The 18,020-nt window shown below is 62.6% G+C and carries 19 protein-coding genes; 2 read left to right on the forward strand and 17 right to left on the reverse strand.

Features of this window, described 5'->3' with window-relative positions:
- Positions 1-26: 26 nt before the first annotated feature.
- From GR138_RS10205 to GR138_RS10280, 16 genes are all read right to left on the reverse strand, one after another.
- Positions 27-977 (reverse strand): electron transfer flavoprotein subunit alpha/FixB family protein, encoded by a 951-nt coding sequence (locus GR138_RS10205; RefSeq protein ID WP_160858977.1) that lies wholly within the window; start codon positions 975-977, stop codon positions 27-29.
- Positions 977-1,726, reverse strand: coding sequence for an electron transfer flavoprotein subunit beta/FixA family protein (locus GR138_RS10210; protein ID WP_160858979.1), 750 nt, complete (start codon positions 1,724-1,726; stop codon positions 977-979). Before GR138_RS10210 ends, GR138_RS10205 begins: the two co-directional genes overlap by 1 nt.
- Before the next feature lie 67 nt (positions 1,727-1,793).
- Positions 1,794-3,038 carry an acyl-CoA dehydrogenase family protein gene (locus tag GR138_RS10215; RefSeq protein WP_276508777.1) on the reverse strand — a complete coding sequence of 415 codons (1,245 nt, stop codon included), beginning with the start codon at positions 3,036-3,038 and terminating at the stop codon, positions 1,794-1,796.
- Positions 3,039-3,241: 203 nt separating this feature from the next.
- On the reverse strand, positions 3,242-4,291 hold the full coding sequence (locus tag GR138_RS10220; protein WP_160858983.1) for an alpha/beta hydrolase family protein: 1,050 nt from the start codon (positions 4,289-4,291) through the stop codon (positions 3,242-3,244).
- Entirely contained in the window at positions 4,278-4,871 is a 594-nt protein-coding gene (locus GR138_RS10225; RefSeq protein ID WP_160858985.1) for a gamma carbonic anhydrase family protein, read from the reverse strand. Before GR138_RS10225 ends, GR138_RS10220 begins: the two co-directional genes overlap by 14 nt.
- Positions 4,872-4,895: 24 nt before the next feature.
- The gene (locus GR138_RS10230) at positions 4,896-5,228 is read right to left on the reverse strand and encodes a cupin domain-containing protein (protein WP_160858987.1); all 333 of its coding nucleotides are present in this window, start codon (positions 5,226-5,228) and stop codon (positions 4,896-4,898) included.
- A gap of 9 nt (positions 5,229-5,237) precedes the next feature.
- Complete coding sequence (locus tag GR138_RS10235) at positions 5,238-6,242, reverse strand: quinone oxidoreductase family protein (protein WP_160858989.1); 1,005 nt, start codon at positions 6,240-6,242, stop codon at positions 5,238-5,240.
- Positions 6,243-6,273: 31 nt separating this feature from the next.
- Complete coding sequence (locus GR138_RS10240; protein ID WP_160858991.1) at positions 6,274-7,152, reverse strand: beta-keto acid cleavage family enzyme; 879 nt, start codon at positions 7,150-7,152, stop codon at positions 6,274-6,276.
- Positions 7,152-7,913, reverse strand: a complete 762-nt coding sequence (locus GR138_RS10245; protein WP_160858993.1) for an SDR family NAD(P)-dependent oxidoreductase — start codon at positions 7,911-7,913, stop codon at positions 7,152-7,154. Before GR138_RS10245 ends, GR138_RS10240 begins: the two co-directional genes overlap by 1 nt.
- Positions 7,914-7,916: 3 nt before the next feature.
- Entirely contained in the window at positions 7,917-8,843 is a 927-nt protein-coding gene (locus GR138_RS10250) for a dioxygenase family protein (protein WP_160858995.1), read from the reverse strand.
- Between the two features lie 17 nt (positions 8,844-8,860).
- Positions 8,861-9,646: a glutathione S-transferase family protein gene (locus GR138_RS10255; RefSeq protein ID WP_160858997.1), complete on the reverse strand. Its 786-nt coding sequence runs from the start codon at positions 9,644-9,646 to the stop codon at positions 8,861-8,863.
- A 64-nt stretch (positions 9,647-9,710) separates the two neighbouring features.
- Positions 9,711-10,757: a branched-chain amino acid ABC transporter permease gene (locus tag GR138_RS10260; protein ID WP_160858999.1), complete on the reverse strand. Its 1,047-nt coding sequence runs from the start codon at positions 10,755-10,757 to the stop codon at positions 9,711-9,713.
- Complete coding sequence (locus tag GR138_RS10265) at positions 10,754-11,632, reverse strand: branched-chain amino acid ABC transporter permease (protein WP_160859001.1); 879 nt, start codon at positions 11,630-11,632, stop codon at positions 10,754-10,756. The genes GR138_RS10260 and GR138_RS10265 overlap by 4 nt, the downstream gene beginning before the upstream one ends.
- Before the next feature lie 12 nt (positions 11,633-11,644).
- On the reverse strand, positions 11,645-12,373 hold the full coding sequence (locus GR138_RS10270) for an ABC transporter ATP-binding protein (protein ID WP_160859003.1): 729 nt from the start codon (positions 12,371-12,373) through the stop codon (positions 11,645-11,647).
- Positions 12,373-13,119 carry an ABC transporter ATP-binding protein gene (locus GR138_RS10275; RefSeq protein ID WP_160859005.1) on the reverse strand — a complete coding sequence of 249 codons (747 nt, stop codon included), beginning with the start codon at positions 13,117-13,119 and terminating at the stop codon, positions 12,373-12,375. Before GR138_RS10275 ends, GR138_RS10270 begins: the two co-directional genes overlap by 1 nt.
- An 86-nt stretch (positions 13,120-13,205) precedes the next feature.
- Positions 13,206-14,483: an amino acid ABC transporter substrate-binding protein gene (locus GR138_RS10280; protein ID WP_160859007.1), complete on the reverse strand. Its 1,278-nt coding sequence runs from the start codon at positions 14,481-14,483 to the stop codon at positions 13,206-13,208.
- Between the two features lie 317 nt (positions 14,484-14,800).
- On the opposite strand from GR138_RS10280, the gene GR138_RS10285 reads away from it, so the two are divergent.
- A complete protein-coding gene (locus tag GR138_RS10285) occupies positions 14,801-15,853 on the forward strand; it encodes a LacI family DNA-binding transcriptional regulator (protein ID WP_160859008.1) in 1,053 nt (350 codons plus the stop codon).
- A gap of 40 nt (positions 15,854-15,893) precedes the next feature.
- Here the strand turns inward: GR138_RS10285 and GR138_RS10290 are convergent, their stop codons facing one another.
- Positions 15,894-16,952: a class I SAM-dependent methyltransferase gene (locus GR138_RS10290; RefSeq protein WP_160859010.1), complete on the reverse strand. Its 1,059-nt coding sequence runs from the start codon at positions 16,950-16,952 to the stop codon at positions 15,894-15,896.
- Positions 16,953-17,110: 158 nt separating this feature from the next.
- Here GR138_RS10290 and GR138_RS10295 point away from each other — a divergent pair, with 158 nt between their 5' ends.
- Positions 17,111-17,986: a LysR family transcriptional regulator gene (locus GR138_RS10295; RefSeq protein ID WP_160859012.1), complete on the forward strand. Its 876-nt coding sequence runs from the start codon at positions 17,111-17,113 to the stop codon at positions 17,984-17,986.
- The last annotated feature ends 34 nt before the right edge of the window (positions 17,987-18,020 follow it).

Raw genomic sequence — 18,020 nt, forward strand, 5'->3', positions numbered from 1 at the left:
CATCGAGAGATCACCGTTTCCGATCGCTACGCCCCGGCTTTCGCAGCAACCGCCGTGTGAAGCTCCGGCACGGCTTCGAACAGGTCCGCCACCAGACCATAATCGGCGACCTGGAAGATCGGCGCGTCAGGATCCTTGTTGATGGCGACGATCACCCTGGAATCCTTCATGCCGGCAAGATGCTGGATCGCCCCGGAAATGCCACAGGCAATGTAGAGATCGGGCGCGATGATCTTGCCCGTCTGGCCGACCTGGAGATCATTCGAGACATAACCGGCATCGACCGCCGCGCGGCTCGCACCGATTGCCGCGCCCAGCGTATCGGCAAGCGGCGCCAGCACGGTGTCGAAGTTTTCGGCCGAGGCCAGCGCCCGTCCGCCCGACACGACAATCCGCGCGCCCGCCAGTTCCGGACGTTCGGACCGTGACAGCGCGCTTCCGATGAAAGTCGACACCCCGGGATTGTCCGGCATGGCGACGGCTTCGATCGGCGCTGCCGCAGCGGCGACGGGTGCGGCGGGAAAGGCCGATGCCCGAATGGTAAGCACCGTTTTTGCATCGACCGACCGCACGGTCTGGATGACGTTGCCTGCATAGATCGGTCGCTGGAACAGGTCCGGCCCGTCGATGGCGATAACGTCGGATACCTGCATCACGTCGAGCAGGGCCGCCACGCGCGGCATGATATTCTTGCCGTTGGTGGTCGAGGGCGCGAGCACGGCGCCGTAGCTGCCGGCACGGCTGACGACCAGGGCGGCCACCGGTTCTGCAAGCCGGTTCGACAGGGAAGGCTCGTCTGCGAGGAGAACCTTGGCGACGCCCGTCAGTCGCGCCGCCGCTTCGGCCGCCGCGCGGCATCCGGACCCCGCCACCAGGACGTGAATCTCGCCGCCCATCCGACCCGCGGCCGAGACTACCTTGGCGGTGGCTTCGTCGAGAAGCGTATCCTGATGTTCTGCCAGAACAAGAATAGTCATCAAAGAACTCCCGCTTCCCTGTGCAACCGCTCGACAAGTTCACCGACCGAGCCGACTTTGATACCGGCCTTGCGGTTTGCCGGCTCATGCACCCGCACAACGATCAGCCGCGGCTCGATGCTCGCGCCATAGTCGGCCGGTGTCCGTTCATCGATGGGCTTCTTCTTCGCCTTCATGATGTTGGGCAGCGAGGCGTATCGCGGTTCGTTCAACCTGAGATCGGCCGTAACCAGCGCTGGAAGTTGAAGGCTGACCGTTTGCAGGCCGCCATCAATCTCGCGGGTGACTTCGATCGCCTTGTCGCCGACGACAAGTTTCGAGGCAAACGTGCCCTGCCCCCATCCCAGCAGCGCCGACAGCATCTGGCCGGTCTGGTTGGCATCGTCGTCGATCGCCTGTTTGCCAGTGATGATGATGTCCGGCCTCTCGGCCTCGGCGACCGCTTTGAGCAGCTTGGCGACGGCAAGCGGTTCGACAACGGCCTCCGTGCGGATGAGGATGCCGCGATCCGCGCCCATCGCCAGCGCCGTGCGCAATGTTTCCGCCGATTTTTCCGAGCCGATCGACACGACGACGACCTCGTCTGCCCGGCCAGCCTCCTTCAGGCGAACCGCCTCTTCGACGGCGATTTCATCAAACGGATTCATCGTCATCTTGACATTCGCAAGGTCGACGCCTGAACTGTCCGCCAGCGCGCGAACCTTTACATTGGGATCGGCAACCCGCTTCACCGCAACCACTATCTTCATCTGTGTTCCTCCCTTGGCCAGGGCGAGCGGCACTTGCCCTCCGGCTCCACCACCCGCCCGTTTCGCGTCAGTTTTCCGGACCGGCATATTTTCCGGCGGTAGCGGGGAACATCGTCTTGATGATCTTCATACGGCTGACATCGACCGTCGCGTCCATGTGCAGGAAGATCGCGGCATCGCGGAACAGCTTCTCGATACCGAATTCGAGCATCGCACCGTTGCCGCCGTGCAGTTCCAGCGCATGGGTCGCGACCTTCATGATCTCCTCCGAGGCGTAGACCTTGGCCATGTTGCACAGGATATCGGCGTCCGGGTGGGCTTCGTCCACGGCCTTCGACGCCCGCTCGACCAGCGACCGCACAGCCTCGATGCGTGTGGCCATGTCCGCAAGCCGCAGCGCCACGGCCTGGTGCTTGATGAGGATGCGCCCGCCCTGAACATAGTTCTGGACATAGTCCGCCGTGCGCTCGAAGCAGGCGACGCCGACCCCGAGATTCTTCGCCGCCTGGATGATCTTTCCGGCGCGGAAATACTGGCCGGCGGAGGCCAGGGCCGTGCTCTTGACGAGCAGGTGATCGGCCGGGATGCGGCAATCCTCGAAGACCAGCTCGCCGTTGTTCATGAAGCGGCAGCCCATCGTCTCGTTGCACTTGGTGACGGTCAGGCCGCGTGTTTCGCGAGGAACCAGAAAGCTCGACGTGCCCTGCAGCATGCCAACGGAGGGGTCGGTGTTGGCATAGACGACATAGAGGCTGGCGTCGAAACCGTTCGAGATGAACTGCTTGCGGCCATTGATGACCCAGTGATCGCCGTCCAAGACCGCCTTGGTGTGCATTGAGGCTTCCGGGACATTGTAGGGCAGCCAGCGATCGGAGGCGCCCCTCGGTTCCGTCAGGCAATGCGCCAAAAGGAACTTCGGATCCTTCAGCAGACGCGGGAACCACTTTTCCTGCAGGTGCGAGGCTGCAAACTGGCGGATGACAATCGAGACCTTCCAGTTCTGCACCAGCTTGTCGGCAAGACCGGAATCGCCGCGGGCGATCTCCTCGGCGATCAGGGCAAAGGTGCGCACCTCGGTCTCGCGTTCGAGGTCGATACCGCCGAATTCCTCCGGTACGCCGAGCGTGCGCACACCAATCGCCTCGGCGCCTTCGAGGATCGAACCCGGCAATCTTTCACCCGGGCTCATGTCCCACTCGCGCTGCCAGTTCGACCGGATGAACGGCGTCACCACATCGTCGACAAACGATCGGCAACTGTCGCGCATCAGGCGTTGTTCCTGGGACAAAATCCCGTCATCGGCGTGAATCATCTTCGCTCCCCTTGAGTGCAAAACGGTCGGCTGCTTGTGTCTTCCGCTATGCCGCAATTGGTATCAGCCCGCGCGATAGGCGATCAGGTGGCGGTGTCCGCTTGTGGTGGACAATCGTCTAATTTCGAGTGGACTTTTCCCGTTCCAGACCAACCCAATCGACCTGCCATTTTGGACACCCCGCCTCCAGCCCACTTGCTTCGCTAGACCTTAAGCCGTTCCGCGAGCCAGTCGGCCACGAGCGGCCGGTACATCCAGGGAATGTTGTTGCAGACATGGTTTCCGGTGGGAAAGACATGCAATTCCGAACCCGCCCTGCAGATCTCGGCGCATTTCTGCGCTTCCGAGGGCGGGAAGATCTTGTCAAGGCCGCCATGCAGCACGAGCGCCGGGACCACCGGCCCCTCGATACCCGCCAGGGTGAAACGACAAGCACGTTCGACAACGTCATCGCCCAGCGCGAAGCTCATGTTGTCCTGGTAGACCTTGGGCAAGGTCGGCCAGAGCGCGCCGAGATCATAAAAGCCGTTGATGGAGACAACGGCAGCAAGCCCCTCCAGTGCCGCCGCTGCCCGGAGCGCCAGAAAGCCGCCAAAGGCCATGCCGACCAGGCCGATGTCGCCGGTAAGACCTGGCCGGTTCTCGAGCGCCTTGATCGTCGCGGCGATAGCCGGGGCGATATCGGCGCGCAGGTAGCCATGCGACCGGCCCTCGCCCTGCCCCGGACCATCGAGCGACAGCGTCGCCATGCCGCGGATGAGAAAATGCCGTTCGAACGCCGGGAACTCCTCCTTGGTGGAATCCGAGCCGGGGATAATGAGCGCCAGCGGATGCGGCCCCTGCCGCGCCGGGCGGCGGAGATATCCGCGCAGAATGCCGCCCTCGAACGGCACCTCGATCAATTCGCCCGACTGCTCCAGCAGCGGCGCGGCCCTGCGGAACGCCTCCACCTTCATCGCAGCGACGCGCTCTTTTGCGACAAGATCGTCGAAAGCCATGAACTGGCCGAAGTGGTAGAACAGGCTGGCGCGGGCGAACGCCTCGCCGGCGGTGACCTTGCGCCCGCGCGCAAGGGCCGCCTCGCCCATTTCGGCATGGCGATCGCCTTCGGCGCTCCAGGCCGCAAGCCAGTTCTCCCAGACGCCGGCGCTGTCGATCACCGTCTTCGCCGTCGCCGAAGGGATGCCGGCGACCTCCATGCGTGGCAGCCAGTGTTCCACCACGCTCAGCAACCGGTTCTCAGTCTCGCTCATTCTCTGTCCTTCCAGGGCCGCCGGATATGCCCCGTTTTCCGGGATCAAACGCGGCGAGGTCACGCGGATAGGATTCCGCTTTCGCGCGATATCGTTCTGCTCCGCGTGCGAGTTTTTCCGCCGCCTCCGCATCAAGCGTCCTGACGATTTTGGCTGGCACGCCGATGACGAGTGATCCGTCAGGCACCACCATGCCCTCGCGCACGAGGGAATTTGCCCCGATCAGACACCGCTCGCCGATGCTCGCGCCGTTGAGAATGGTCGCCCCCATGCCGATCAGACTTCCCTTGCCGATGTTGCATCCGTGAACGATCGCATTGTGGCCGATCGTGACGTCTTCGCCGATCTCGACCGGGAAGCCCGGATCCGTGTGGATGACGCACCCGTCCTGGATGTTCGAACCGGCACCAATGGTGATCGGCTCGTTGTCACCACGCAGGACCGCGTTGAACCACACGCTGGCACCACGGGCGAGGCGCACGTCGCCAATGACGACGGCGCCCGGTGCAATATAGAATTCGCCGTCTTCCGGCAGGCTGGGCGCCCAATCACCCAGCCGATACAGTGTCGGATTGCTCATAGCTTTCGGCCGCTCGTTCCGGTTTCAGGTCGGCATCGCAAGCAGGATCGACGCCGGCGCATTGGTGCGGTTGACCAGCGCACGCGCTTCGCCCGGCGCCAGCCGGCAACTGTCGAGCACGCCAAGCGTGACGGCGGCATCGACGGTTTCCACGGTCACCTCGCCAGCGACGACGATGTAGATCTTCTCCACCGCCGCGTCCTTGAGCGAGGTATGCCCGCCCGGCAGAAGGTGCGACAGGCCGATCCAGATCGTGTCCGTCACCGTCGCCTCCTTGCCTTGCAGGCGCAGGCAGCGCATGTCGTAGTGTTCCGGAGCCTCGTAAGGCTTCGCCTCGCTGTAGCGGGTGACCTGCATGGTGCCTCCTTACGGCTTGAGCAGCACCCGCTCGGGCGTTCCGCGCAGCACCGAAGCGTAGGCCTTCGCAGCGTCAGCAAGATCGTAGCAGCAGTCAGGGTTGATCGGGAACGGCTTGAGCAAACCTTCCTCGAACTTCAACTTCAACCTGTCGAAGATCCGCGCACCGTCCACGGACGACAGCGCCAGCGTGTCGATGCCGATATATTTGTGGCGACCGCGGAAGAAGTTGAAGATGTCGAAGGGCACGGCGCGATCGAAGGTCGAGATGAAGATCTGCCGCGCCTGCTTGGCCATCGCCTTGTTGGCGATCTCGAAATAGGGGCTGCCGACGGTGTTGAAAACGATATCGGCACCATGGCCGTCGGTCATGTCACGAACGATGGCCGCGACATCGTCTACCGCGCTGTTCAGTATCGTGACCGGACCATTGGTGTGGCCCATCAAGGGCTGATCATTGTATTCGACGGCGAAGACCTTTGCCCCGGCCATCGTGGCAAGCTGGATCGCCGCCTGCCCGACCTTGCCATTGCCGCCGCAGACCAGAACGACATCGGTCGGCTGGGCGCCGCCGGCCTCGCGCAGGCCCTCATAGGCCGTGATGAACGGCACGCCGACCGAGCCGGCCTCTTCCATGGAGAAAGTCTTCGGCTTGGCGCGCACCGCCTTCTGGTCAAGCACCATCCATTTGCCATGGCTGCCATCCTGGCTGATGCCGAGTTCGCCGCCACCGCCCCAGACTTCCATGCCGATCATCTGCGAAGGCCCCTCGCGCACGATGCCGCCGAAGTCGCGGCCCGGTATGCGCGGCCAGATGGCATGCGGCATGTGGCCGAGCGAGGCCTTGACGTCGCTGGGATTGACCCCCGCCGCCACGATCTCGACCAGCACCTGGCCCGGGCCAGGACGCGGTATGGCCACCTCGACGACGTCGATCAGAAGATTGTCGAGGTCCGGTGATTTCTGGGAAACCCTGAGGGCGTTGCCGGCTTTGGCGCTTGTTTGAATGTTCATGTCTCAGTCTCCTTTGCTTCAGCTGCGCCGCTCAGGCTGCAAGCCCCAAGATTTCCCTGGCCTCCGACGGACCGGCAATCTGCCCGCCGAGTTTCTCGATGAGGTCGCGGGCGCGCTCCACCAGTTCACCATTGCCTTTCGCCAGCACGCCCTTGGCGATGTAGGAATTGTCCTCGAGGCCGACGCGGACATGCCCGCCGAGCAGATAGGCCTGCATCGCCATCGGAAACGACATCCGGCCGACGCCGAAACCCGTCCAGACGGCGTCACCAGGAAACATGCGCGCAGCGGTCGCCATGACATCGGTCGTGGCGGGAAAGCCGTACTTGACGCCCGTGACGATGGTGAACATCGCCGGTGACTTCAGCACGCCCGCCTTCAGCAAATCCTGTGCGAGGACGATATGGCCGGTGTCGAAGACCTCGAGTTCCGGCTTTGACCCGGCCTCATTGATAAGGTCGGCCATGATCTTCACATTGCCGGGGGTGTTGATCACCACCTCATTGCCGAAGGTCATGGTGTTGAGGTCTAGCGTGGCGATGTCGGGCTTCAGCGCGGTGATGTGTTCGACGCGCTTTTCCGGCCGCATCAGCGTCGTGCGCGGACCGGCCACCGCCGGATTTTCATCGCTCGGGTGATAACGTCCGCCCGGTCCCGTGGTCACGTTGAGGATCAGCGCGGTGTTTCTCGCCCGGATCCTCTCGACCACCTCGCGGTAGTGCTTCAGCTCCATCGACGGCTTCGCGGTCTCGGGATCGCGCACATGGATGTGGGCGATGGCAGCCCCGGCATCCGCCGCCTCGAGACAGGCATTCGCAATCTCCTCCGGCGTCACCGGCAGGTCGGGATGATTCTCCCGTGTCGTCAGGTTGCCGGTCACGGCACAGGTGATGATGACTTTCGGCTGCATTACAGGTGCCTTCCTCCATCGACGACAATCCGACTGCCGGTCGAGAACTTCAGGTGCGTTGCGCAGGAGACGATCGCCTCGGCGACATCCACCGGGCTGGTGATCCGTCTGAGCGGCGTGGTCGCGGCGACCTTGTCGGCAAATTCCTTGCCCCGGCCGGGCACGAATTGCGTGTCGACAGCCCCGGGTGACACCACCATGACCCGGATTTCCGGTGCGAGCGCCCTGCCCAGCGAGTTCGCCATGATGTCGATGCCTGCCTTCGCGCCGCAATAGGCGACGTTTGAGCCGACGCCGGTGAAGCCCGCAATCGACGAGACATTGACGATCAAGCCGTCGCCGCCTGCTTTCAGCGCTGGAGCAAAGGCGCGGATAGTAGCGAAGACGCCGCGCCAGTTGTTGATGAAGATGCGATCGATCATCTCGTCCGTCAGGGCATCGAGATCGGCATGCGCCACCGGCTCGGTGACGCCTGCGGTATTGACCAGGATGTCCGCCCGGCCGAGCCTTTGCAGCACCGCATCCCGGAACGCTTCGATGGTCGCGGTCTCCTCGATGGAGACCGGCAGCGCGACATGGCCTTCGCCCGCCAGTCCGGCAACAATTTCCTCGGCCTTCTGTCTGCCCGCGCGATAACCGACGACGACCGTCGCACCGGCGGCGGCGAGCATTCGGCAGGTCTCGCGGCCGATACCGCCGGAACCACCGACGACGACAGCCACCTTGCCCTCAAGCGGATGATGGGAGTTCTGCACGGCCATGGCTCAGCTCTTCTTTCCCGAAATCGGCGGAACGGGGAGTGTCGATGTGCCGGGCACCAGCTTGAAATCGTACTTGCAGGTATAGAAGGGCAGGCTCGCGTCCGGATAATCGGGATGCGGCTCGGTATGCATGACGAAATTCCCGACGATCTGTTGTTTGGCGCCGAAGACAACGTCCGCCGCCAGCGCCTCGGGCGCATCGGAAAAGATCTGCGTGACCAGGGTCTTGTGCCCCGGCGCGGAAACGATGAAGTGAACATGCGCCGGCCGCATCGATTCGCGGTTCTGCGCCCGCAGCAGCACGCCGACGGGACCGTCGGTCGGCACGGGATAGCCCGCCGGCTTCACCGAGCTGAAATGGTACCGGCCATCGGCCTCGCTCGTGAACTTGCCACGAAGGTTGCAGTCCTCCTGGGTTTCATCCTGGTTCTCGTAGAGCCCCACGGGTGATGCCTGCCAGACATCGAGCACCGCGCCCGCAACCGGCGCACCATCGATACCGACCACCCTGCCGGAGAAGAAAAGCGAGGCGCCGGGCGTTTCAGAACGGGCGATGCAATCGCCATTCCCGCAGACTGGCGCCCCACCACGATAGAATGGCCCGAGCAGCGCCGACATCGTCTCGCCCTGCATGCCATCATTGTTGATGAGGTCGATCAGCGTGGAAGCGCCGAGCACATCGGCCGCAAGCACCACCTCATTGTGGAATTCGTTCGTCCGTTGGCCGATCTCGACGATCCAGCGCAGCGCATATTCGAACTCCTCCTCGGTCGGGCGCGTCTTGAGGATGAATTGGTGGAGGTGTTCCACCAGCGCGGTCATGATTTCCTTCAGCCGCGGATTTTCGGTATCCGCCATCGCCGCAAGCACGGTGGGCGTTACATCGGCTTCCGTCGTGATGAGCTTGGGGGTGGTGCTGACATAGTCCATTTCATCCTCCACTGCGTTCATGCGTGCATGGCTTCAGGCCGCTTGGCATCGGCCTGCAGGTGCGGGTATTTTTCGGTCAATAGCGACCCGTGATAGTAGGTTGCGGAGAAGGCGGGCGTTTCCCGGATCCGCTCGAGCCAGCGGCCGATGGCGGGTGCATTTTGCCACATGCCGGAAAGCCGGATGTCGTCCATCCGCACGATGACGGGCATGATCGCGATATCGGCAAGGCTGAGCTCCGCGCCCATCAACCAGGGCCCGCCGCTGGCGGCGAGCCACGTCGCCATGCGGTCGGTGCCGCGCTGCAGCCGCCCCAGGGCCTCGTCCATGTCGGCCTTCGGGAAGCCGGTCCGCCCCATCTTCATGAGGAATTCGCGGCGCAGGGGCTTGCTGTCGCAAAGCGCCTGGAATTCCTCATCGCTCATGGCCTGGAAGTGCGGAAGGAAGGCGAGGTTATACGATGGCACGCGAACAGCCGGTGTTGGCACCTCATCGATGAAACGCATCATCGATCGCATCTCCGCCACCTTGAGCGGGTCACTCGGCCTCAGCGGTGCCACACCGCCGAGGATATCCTCGAGATACTCCATGATGACGGCGGAATCCGTGACCGGCGCACCATCGTGAACCAGGGTCGGCACCACGCCGTTGGGATTGATCGCGAGGTATTCGGGCTTGAGCTGATCTCCCTTGAAGAGGTCGAGCTTGTGTTCCTCGAAGGCCTTGCCCTTGACGTGAAGGGTATAACGCACGCGCTGGCTGCATGTGGACTGCGGCGCATTGTAGAGCACGAATTCCGGCATACCGATTTCCTCTCTTTGACCGTACGAGCCGTATTCTCTGTTGTCGGGGGCCGTTGGCTTGCCGCTAGTCCCAGTTGAGGACGCGGGGGAGCTTTCCGCTTCTGGCCAACGTTCCGACCAGTCCGAGCGGGAAGAAGATCAGGCCGATCGCCATCACCAGGCCGGTGCCGAGGATGTTGATTTCGGACGCCCCCATCGTGGCGACGAAGAGCTCGTTGAGCGCGACGATCAGGATCGCGCCAATCACCGGCCCGGCAATCGTGCCCTTGCCGCCGAGGATGCACATCAGCACCATGTTGGCCGAGATCAGGATGAGCAGGAAAATGTTCGGCCGGAGGTAGGTCAGGTATTCTCCCCACACCGCGCCCGCCATGCCGACGAAGAAGGCCGAGAGTGCAAAGGCCGTGACCTTGTAGAAGCGTGTATCGATACCCGCGCTTTCCGCCTTGATTTCGTCCTTGGACAGGGCGCGCAAGCCAAGCCCGAACTTCGAGTGCTTGATCTTGTAGGCCGACCACACGGTGAAGGCGGCGATCGCCAGCATTGCGTAGTAGTAAGGCACCTTGGCCCACTGCACCGACAAGTCGTTCGGCGGCAGGGTCAGGCCGTTGGCGCCGCCAATGAAGTGCCAGTTGTCGAACAGGATGCGGGCGATCATCAAAAGGGCGATCGACGAGATAATGAAGCTCGGGCCGCGCACTTTCAACGTGACCATTCCGACGGCATAGCCGAGTGCCGCCGCGACAAGGCCGGCAAGCGGCGCGGTGACCAACGTGGAGATGCCGTAGCGCGCCAAGATCATGCCCGAAAAATACCCGCCGACACCGAAGAACACGGCGTGGCCGAGCGAGACATAGCCGGCAAAACCGCCGAGGATGTTCCAACCCGACGCCATGGCGACGTAGGAGGCGGTGAAGAGCACGAGGTGCAGGACATAATTGTAGTTGCCGACAAATTGCAGCAGCGGCAGCGCGGCGAGCAAGACAAGCAGGGTGAGCGGGAACCAGGTTGCCCTCGTCTGATCGGCCTTGCGCGACAGCTTTTCATTGTGAGCGCGGCGCGCCTCGATCACAGCGCTGGCGCTGGAGTCCTGAAGGGTAACGGCCATCATGCCATCTCCGGTTTTTCGCCGAACAGCCCCTGGGGCCGGACAAGCAGAATGATGAAAAGGGCGAGGAAGAAGGTCAGCGTCGACCAAGTCGCGCCGATCCAGGTGCCGACAAAGGCGGCGACCACGGAAAGGATGAGCGCTCCCACCACCGTGCCGAGGATGCTGCCCATCCCGCCCAGCACCACCACCGACATCAGCATGGCGATCCATTCCCAGTGTTTGGCCGGGAAGAAGCTGAACACGAAGCTGACGAGCGATCCGGCGGCACCGGCGAGGGCAAGGCCGATGGCGAAGGCGAGCACGCTGATGAACTGCACGTTGACGCCCAGGAGTTCCGCCGCCTCGCGGTTCTGCGTGGTGGCGCGGATGGCATAGCCGAGCCGCGAATATTTGAGGAACAAGGACAGTCCCGCGATGATCGTCAGCGAGACGATGCCGGCATAGAGCTGCCCCTTGGGGATGAAGACGTCACCGATGAAGAAGGCAGCGGTGGCGTAGTCGGGCGACGTCACCCGCTGGGTGTTGGTGAAGAGACCGCCGAGCAGCCCTTCCACCATCATCGCCAGCGCGAAGGTGAGCAGCACCGTCATTTCCGAATATTTGGCGCTCTTGGCTTCGCGCTGGAACACCAGCCGATAGAGCAGCACGCCGATGGCGGCCATGATGGCGGCTGCGACCGGAAGCATCACGATGGGGTCGATCCCGAGCGACTTGAAACCCCAATAGGTAATGTAGGCGCCGCCGATGATCAGCGAGGGATGGGCGAGATTGACGATGCGCATCACGCCGAAGACCAGCGACAGGCCGGACCCCATGAGGGCGATGACGCCGCCAAGCGCCAGGCCCAGTATCAATATCTGCACTATTTCTGCCATGTCTGCTCCTCGTCAGGCGGCCTTCTTGCCGCCGAGGTAGAGTTCCTGGATGCGCGGATCAGCCAGCACCGTGGCGGCCGGGCCTTCGAACAATGTCCGGCCAAGGTCGAGGACAACGCCCCAATCGGCGTTCTTCAGCCCCATCAGGGCATTCTGTTCGACCAGGAGAACGGTGACGCCCTCTGCCGACATCATCTTCATGATATCGAACATCTCCTGGACCACCTTCGGCGCCAGGCCGAGGGACGGCTCGTCGAGCATGACGATGTCGGGTCTGATGATGAGCGTGCGGGCCATGGCGAGCGTCTGCTGCTGGCCGCCGGACATGGTGCCGGCATGCTGGTCGGCACGCTCGCGAAGGATCGGGAAGCGTTCGAGGATGCCGTCGATACGGCGCTCGACCTCCCTTTTGTCATCGATGATGAAGCCGCCCATGCGCAGGTTCTCGCGCACGGTCATCTTTGCAAACAGTGCGCGCTCCTGCGGCACGAAACAGATGCCCTTGCGCAGGATCTGGTCGGGGCGCAGCCCGTTCAGGCGTTCGCCCTTGAACATCACGTCGCCCTTGCGGATCGACAGCATGCCGCAGATCGCCTTGAGCAGCGTCGACTTGCCCGCGCCGTTCGGACCGATGATGCAATGGACCTTGCCGGGTTCGACGGTCAGATGCGCGCCATCGATGATGGCGGGGCCGTCGCCGTAGCCGGCGGTGATATTGGTAACGTCGAGAAGTTTCGTCATCAGGCTGCCTCGTCTTCCAGGACGCCGCCGAGATAGGCATCGAGCACGTGGGGATCCTTGCGCACCACGTCGGGCGTGCCGGCACAGATGACCTTGCCGTGCGCCATGACCACGACCTTGTGCGAGAGACGCATGATCAGGTCCATATTGTGCTCGACGATCAGCACCGTCAGGCCCTTGTCGTTGAGTGCGCGGATATGGCCGACGATCTCTTCCATCAGCGACGGATTGACCCCACCGGCCGGCTCGTCGAGCAGGATGATCTTGGGGTCGGACATCAGAAGAGCTGCGAGATCCATGAGCTTCTTCTGCCCATAGGAGAGGTTGTGGCCATCCTCGTGGGCGATGCGGGTGATGCCGAGGAAGTCTAGAATGGACATCGCCTTGTCCTTTTCCTCCTGCGACATGGCTGGACGGAAAAGTCCGCGCAGGCCATCGACCCTCGACTGGACGATGACATTCTCGATCACCGTCATGTCGCCGAGGTTGCGCGAGATCTGAAACGTCCGGCTGAGACCCTTGGCCGTGATCTTGTGCGGCCGGAGGTGGTCGATCCGTTCGCCATCGAGCCAGACCTCGCCAGACGTCGGCGCTGCCGTCCGGCTGATGCAATTGAACGCAGTCGTCTTTCCGGCACCATTCGGTCCAATCAGAGCGGTGATCGCCCCTTTCTCGACCGTGAACGTGGCACCGTCGACGGCTTTGATGCCGCCGAAATGCTTACAGAGGTTCTTCACTTCCAGCATGCGCCATCTCTCTTTCGCAGTTGCGCCGACACGGGCCGGCGGTGGGAAAGATGCCCAAGGCGGGCACCTTTCCGCTGCCTGTCCTGTCAGAACCCGCTCTTGGGGTAGCTGAACGGCGATACACCCTCGAATTCGCCGGTCGGGTAGACGAACTTCAGGCTGCCATCCTGCCACTGGGTCATGATGTGCGACTTCTCCACCGGCAGGCCGACGTCATCCCAGGAGAAGCGTCCAAGAACCGTGCGAACGGGGTCGTCCTTGCTGCGCGCGTGCAGCCACTCGCCCATCTTGGCATTGTCAGTGGTGCCCGCACCGAGGATCGCCTGCTCGATACCCTGGCAGACCGCGAACGGAATGGCGCTGTCCTCGTCCGGCTCGACATTGTATTCGGCCGTGAACGCCTTGACGAAGTCGGCATTGTTGAACGGCTTGCCGGCAAGCGTGCTTTCGAACGGCACGTCCTTGTGCCAAGTGGTGTGGATCAGCACACCATCGGCCGCTTCCTTGCCGACACCCTCGATGAACTCCGTCTGCGCGCCCTGGCTGAGATAGACCAGCTTGGGCGTGGCGCCGACGGTCTTGAGGCTGCGGGTCAACTGCACGGCCTCTTCCGCCGAGGCCGTCAGGCCGATGACCATCTCCGCGCCGGAGCGCTTGATCGAGTTGGCAAGGTTCAGCCAGTCGTTAAAACCCTCCTCCGGCCACTTCTCCTGCATCAGCACCTCGATGCCCACATCCTTGAGGTAGCCGGGCGCCAGATCGGCGATCTCCTTGTCGGTCGCCGGGTCCTTCACTTTCTGCCCGAGCAGACCGGCCTCGATGGCATTAGCGAAGAAGTCGTCGGCCGAAACCACGGCCACGGTCTTCGGCGCCTCGCCGGCCGGAATGAGCTGCTTGATCACCGCGGCCACGTCCTTGCCGGTATATTCGGCAGCATTGACCTGGAAGTAGAACAGGTTCTTGTAACCCTGTTCGTAGATGCGCAGCGCACCGCCCGAGGGAATGGCGTGCACCATGTTGTATTTCGAAAGGATGCTTGCGACCGGGAAGGTTAGCCGGCTTGAGAACGTGCCGTATACTGCCTCGACCTTGTCGACATTGATGAACCGCTCATACTGGTTGATTGCGGTTGCCGTGTCCGATCGGTTGTCGCTGACGATCAGTTCGACCTGCCGGCCGAGAATTCCTCCGGCTTCGTTGATCAGCTTCGTGCAGAGTTCATATCCCCTCTTGTGCTTCTCGCCGCTGACCGAAAGTCCCCCGGTGATTGGCAGCGACGCGCCTATCCGCAGATTTTCCGCATGCGCCGCACCTGCCATTATTGCCGCCGCGGCCGTTGCCGCGAGCAATGTATTCAATCTCATACGCCTTCCTCCCGTTAGCGTTCGATTGCATCAACGACCGGGCGTCCACCATCGAGACGTCCGGGTAGGTTCCGTGCCCGGCAAAGTTCATCCTGCGGTCTTTTCCGCTTTTCCGTCCGGGATCATTAGGGATGCTGGCTTCGCCGCCCTCCAAGACGACCAAGCCATTGCTCGATGCACGAACGCTCCTCCAAGCGGCTATGCAATCGATTGCGAGAGTGAAGTATCATGGCCCTTGCGTTTGGTCAAGGATATTTTGCAAACGATTGCGTGCGGCGCCCGTGATCTGCTAATATGGAGAAATCAGAGGAGATCAGATGCGGCAGAAACGGATTACGCTGAAGGACATTGCCCGGGAGACGGGCGTGCATGTATCCACCGTGTCCCGGGCCCTTGATCCGGTCGAGCGCAAGTCGATAACGGAAGAGGTCGCCAGCCGCATCCAGGCCGCAGCGGACGCTCTGGGATATCGGCCGAACCGCATCGCCGCCGGTCTTCGGACCAGCCGCACGATGACCGTGGGGGTAATGATCCCCGACATCACCAACGTGATTTTCCCACCGATCCTGCGCGGCATTGAAAGCGTCCTCGAGCCGCTGGGCTATGCATCGATCATCGTCAATACCGACAGCGAGCGGGACAGGGAAAGCCGCCTCGTCGACGTGCTGCGTGACCGCGGCGTCGACGGCATCATTCACGCTGCGGTGCTAAGAAGCGATCCGACCATCGCCAGGGCCGCGGCCGAAGGCTTGCCGGTGGTGACCCTGAACCGCATGGTCGAAGACTCGCAGATTCCCTACATCATCAATGACGAGGATGCAGGCATCTGCGAAATGCTGCGTCATCTGCGCGACCTCGGGCATCGAGAGATCGCCCATCTGGCCGGCCCGCAGGATCTGTCGACCGGCCAGCTTCGCCTGGCCGCCTTCCGCAATGCCGCAACAAGCCTGTCACTCGAATTCCGTCCGGAACTCGTGGTGACGGCCAGACGCTTCGACGAGCAGGAGGGCGCGCGCTGTATCCGCGACCTTTTGGCGTCGGGCCGGAAATTCACCGCCATCCTGTGCGCCAACGACCGTCTCGCGCTGGGCGCGATCGATGAATTGCGCGAGCACGGTATCGACTGTCCCCGCGAAATCTCGGTCACCGGCTTCAACGACATGCCCTTCCTCGACCTCATCCGCCCAAGGCTGACAACCGTCCGCATCCTCCAGCACAGCGCCGGCCAGACCGCAGCAACCGTCCTGCTGCAACTGATGAATGGCGACACGGCTGAGAACATCCCCACGGAAACCATCCTCCCGGTCGAAATCGTCGTGCGTGAGAGCACCGCGCCGGCAAGGCCGGATGGCCCGCAACAGCCTGCATGATACCGGCAAGGGCGGCGGCGTAGCGACGTGCCCCCCGCGTTCAGGGCCTCGCCTCCAGAACGATGTTGAACGGCGTCTCGGCGGCGCGGCGGAAGCGGGTAAAGCCACTGTCGGTGACGACCTCGCGCAACCTCGCTTCGCCGGCCTGGGCGCCGAGCCCGAGACCGACTTCCTGCGACAGGGACGCGGGCGTGCACAGGAACGTCGACGCGGCATAGTAAACGCGCCCGACCGGATTGAGGTTGTCGGAGAGCCGATCATGTGCAAACGGCTCCACGATCATCCATGTGCCGTCCGGCCTGAGCGAACGATGCACATGCGCCGATGCGCCCGCCGGATCGCCCATGTCATGCAGGCAATCGAAAAAGGTCACGAAATCGTAGGCACCAGGATAGGACTTGGCGCTCGCAACTTCGAAACGGGTGTTTCCCCGAACACCTCCCTCTTCGGCGGCCTGGCGCGCCTGGTCGATGGAGGGAGCATGGTAATCGAAGCCGACGAAGCTGGAGCGTGGAAATGCACGCGCCATCAGCACCGTCGAGGCGCCATGGCCGCATCCGACGTCGGCGACCTCGATGCCGCGTTCGAGCTTCTCGACCACACCGTCGAGTGCCGGCAGCCAGGAGTCGATCAGATTGGCGTTGTAACCCGGGCGAAAGAACCGCTCGGTCCCGCGAAACAGGCAGGCACAGTGTTCATGCCAGCCAACGCCTTTGCCAGAGCGAAAGGCCTGGCTCACCTTCTCCTCATCGATCCACAGGCTGGCCAGAACCTCGAACGCGCCGGCCATGAATGCCGGGCTATCCTCATCGGCAAAGACCAGTTCCTGCTCGGAATTGAGATAGAAGCGATCAGCCCCCTCGTCATACTCGATATAGCCGGCGGCAGCCTGCGCGGAGAGCCATTCCCGAACGAGACGCTCTTGCGTGCGGGTGCGTACCGCGAGTTCAGCAGCCGTCATCGGCCCGCCCGCCCGCATAGCTTTGAACAGGCCCAGCCGATCTCCCAGCAACACAGCCGCGCCCGTTGCGATCGCACCGAGGTCACCGACCATCTTTCCCAGAAATGCGTTGAGCTTCTCCTGGTTCGGCTCCGACATATCGCCCTCCCGCTGTTCGTTCCGGGCAGCCACCGACCGGGGTACGGTTCCATCGCCGCCTTCGGTAATTCGGGTGAATTTACCGAAAGGCGGAAATCCTCGATAATGCCGAATTCTCATCGGATCGATGCAGGCGCGACATCGGGAGGGAGCGCGACATGGAGATGCATGAAATCCGCTATTTCCTGGCCGCCTGTCAGACCCTCAACTTCCATCGCGCGGCCGAACGCGTCCACGTCGGCCAACCCGCTCTAACACGGGCAATACAGAAGCTGGAGGCGGAACTCGGAGGCAACCTTTTTCACCGCGAAAAGGGCCATGTGCAACTCACCGATTTCGGTGGCCTGATGCGCACGCGGCTGGAAGAGGTGTTGCAAAGCTCGGAAACCGCCAAAAGAGCGGCAAAGAATTTTCTTTCTCTCGAGGCCGCCACGCTGACGCTCGGTGTGATGTGCACCATCGGGCCGCTGCGTTTCATCGGCTTCCTGAGGGCTTTCCGGGCGCGCCATCCCGGCATCGAGATCACCATGATCGAGGGGAGAGCGGACCGGCTTGTCGAGCTCCTTATAGAAGGCGATCTGGACATTGCCATACTGGCGCGCCCGGAACCGTTCGACGACGGACTGAAAGCGGAACCGCTTTTTCGGGAACGTTTCGGGCTCACCTTCTCCGCCGGCCATCCCTTCGAACGCTGCAATACGATTCAACTCGACGATATTCGGGGTGAAACCCGCCTCGAACGCAGCAATTGTGAATACGCCGATTACATTGGCGCGCTTTGCATGAATCTCGGTGTCGAAGCCCAGAGCGTTTTCCGCAGCGAGCGAGAGGACTGGATTCTGGCAATGGTCGCGGCCGACATGGGCGTCTGTTTCATGGCCGAGTTCTCCGCCAGCCAAACCGGGGTCTGCCACAGACCTATCGCCAATCCTGAAATCATACGCGAAGTGTCGATCGTTTCAGTCGCCGACCGACCGCCTTCGCCGGCCACCGCCGCCTTCATGAAGGTGGCGCGGGAGTATGTGTGGATGTGAAGCCGAACCAAATTGCAAAGACGCTAGAGAGCAA

This window comes from Shinella kummerowiae (assembly GCF_009827055.1).
Lineage (GTDB): Bacteria > Pseudomonadota > Alphaproteobacteria > Rhizobiales > Rhizobiaceae > Shinella > Shinella kummerowiae.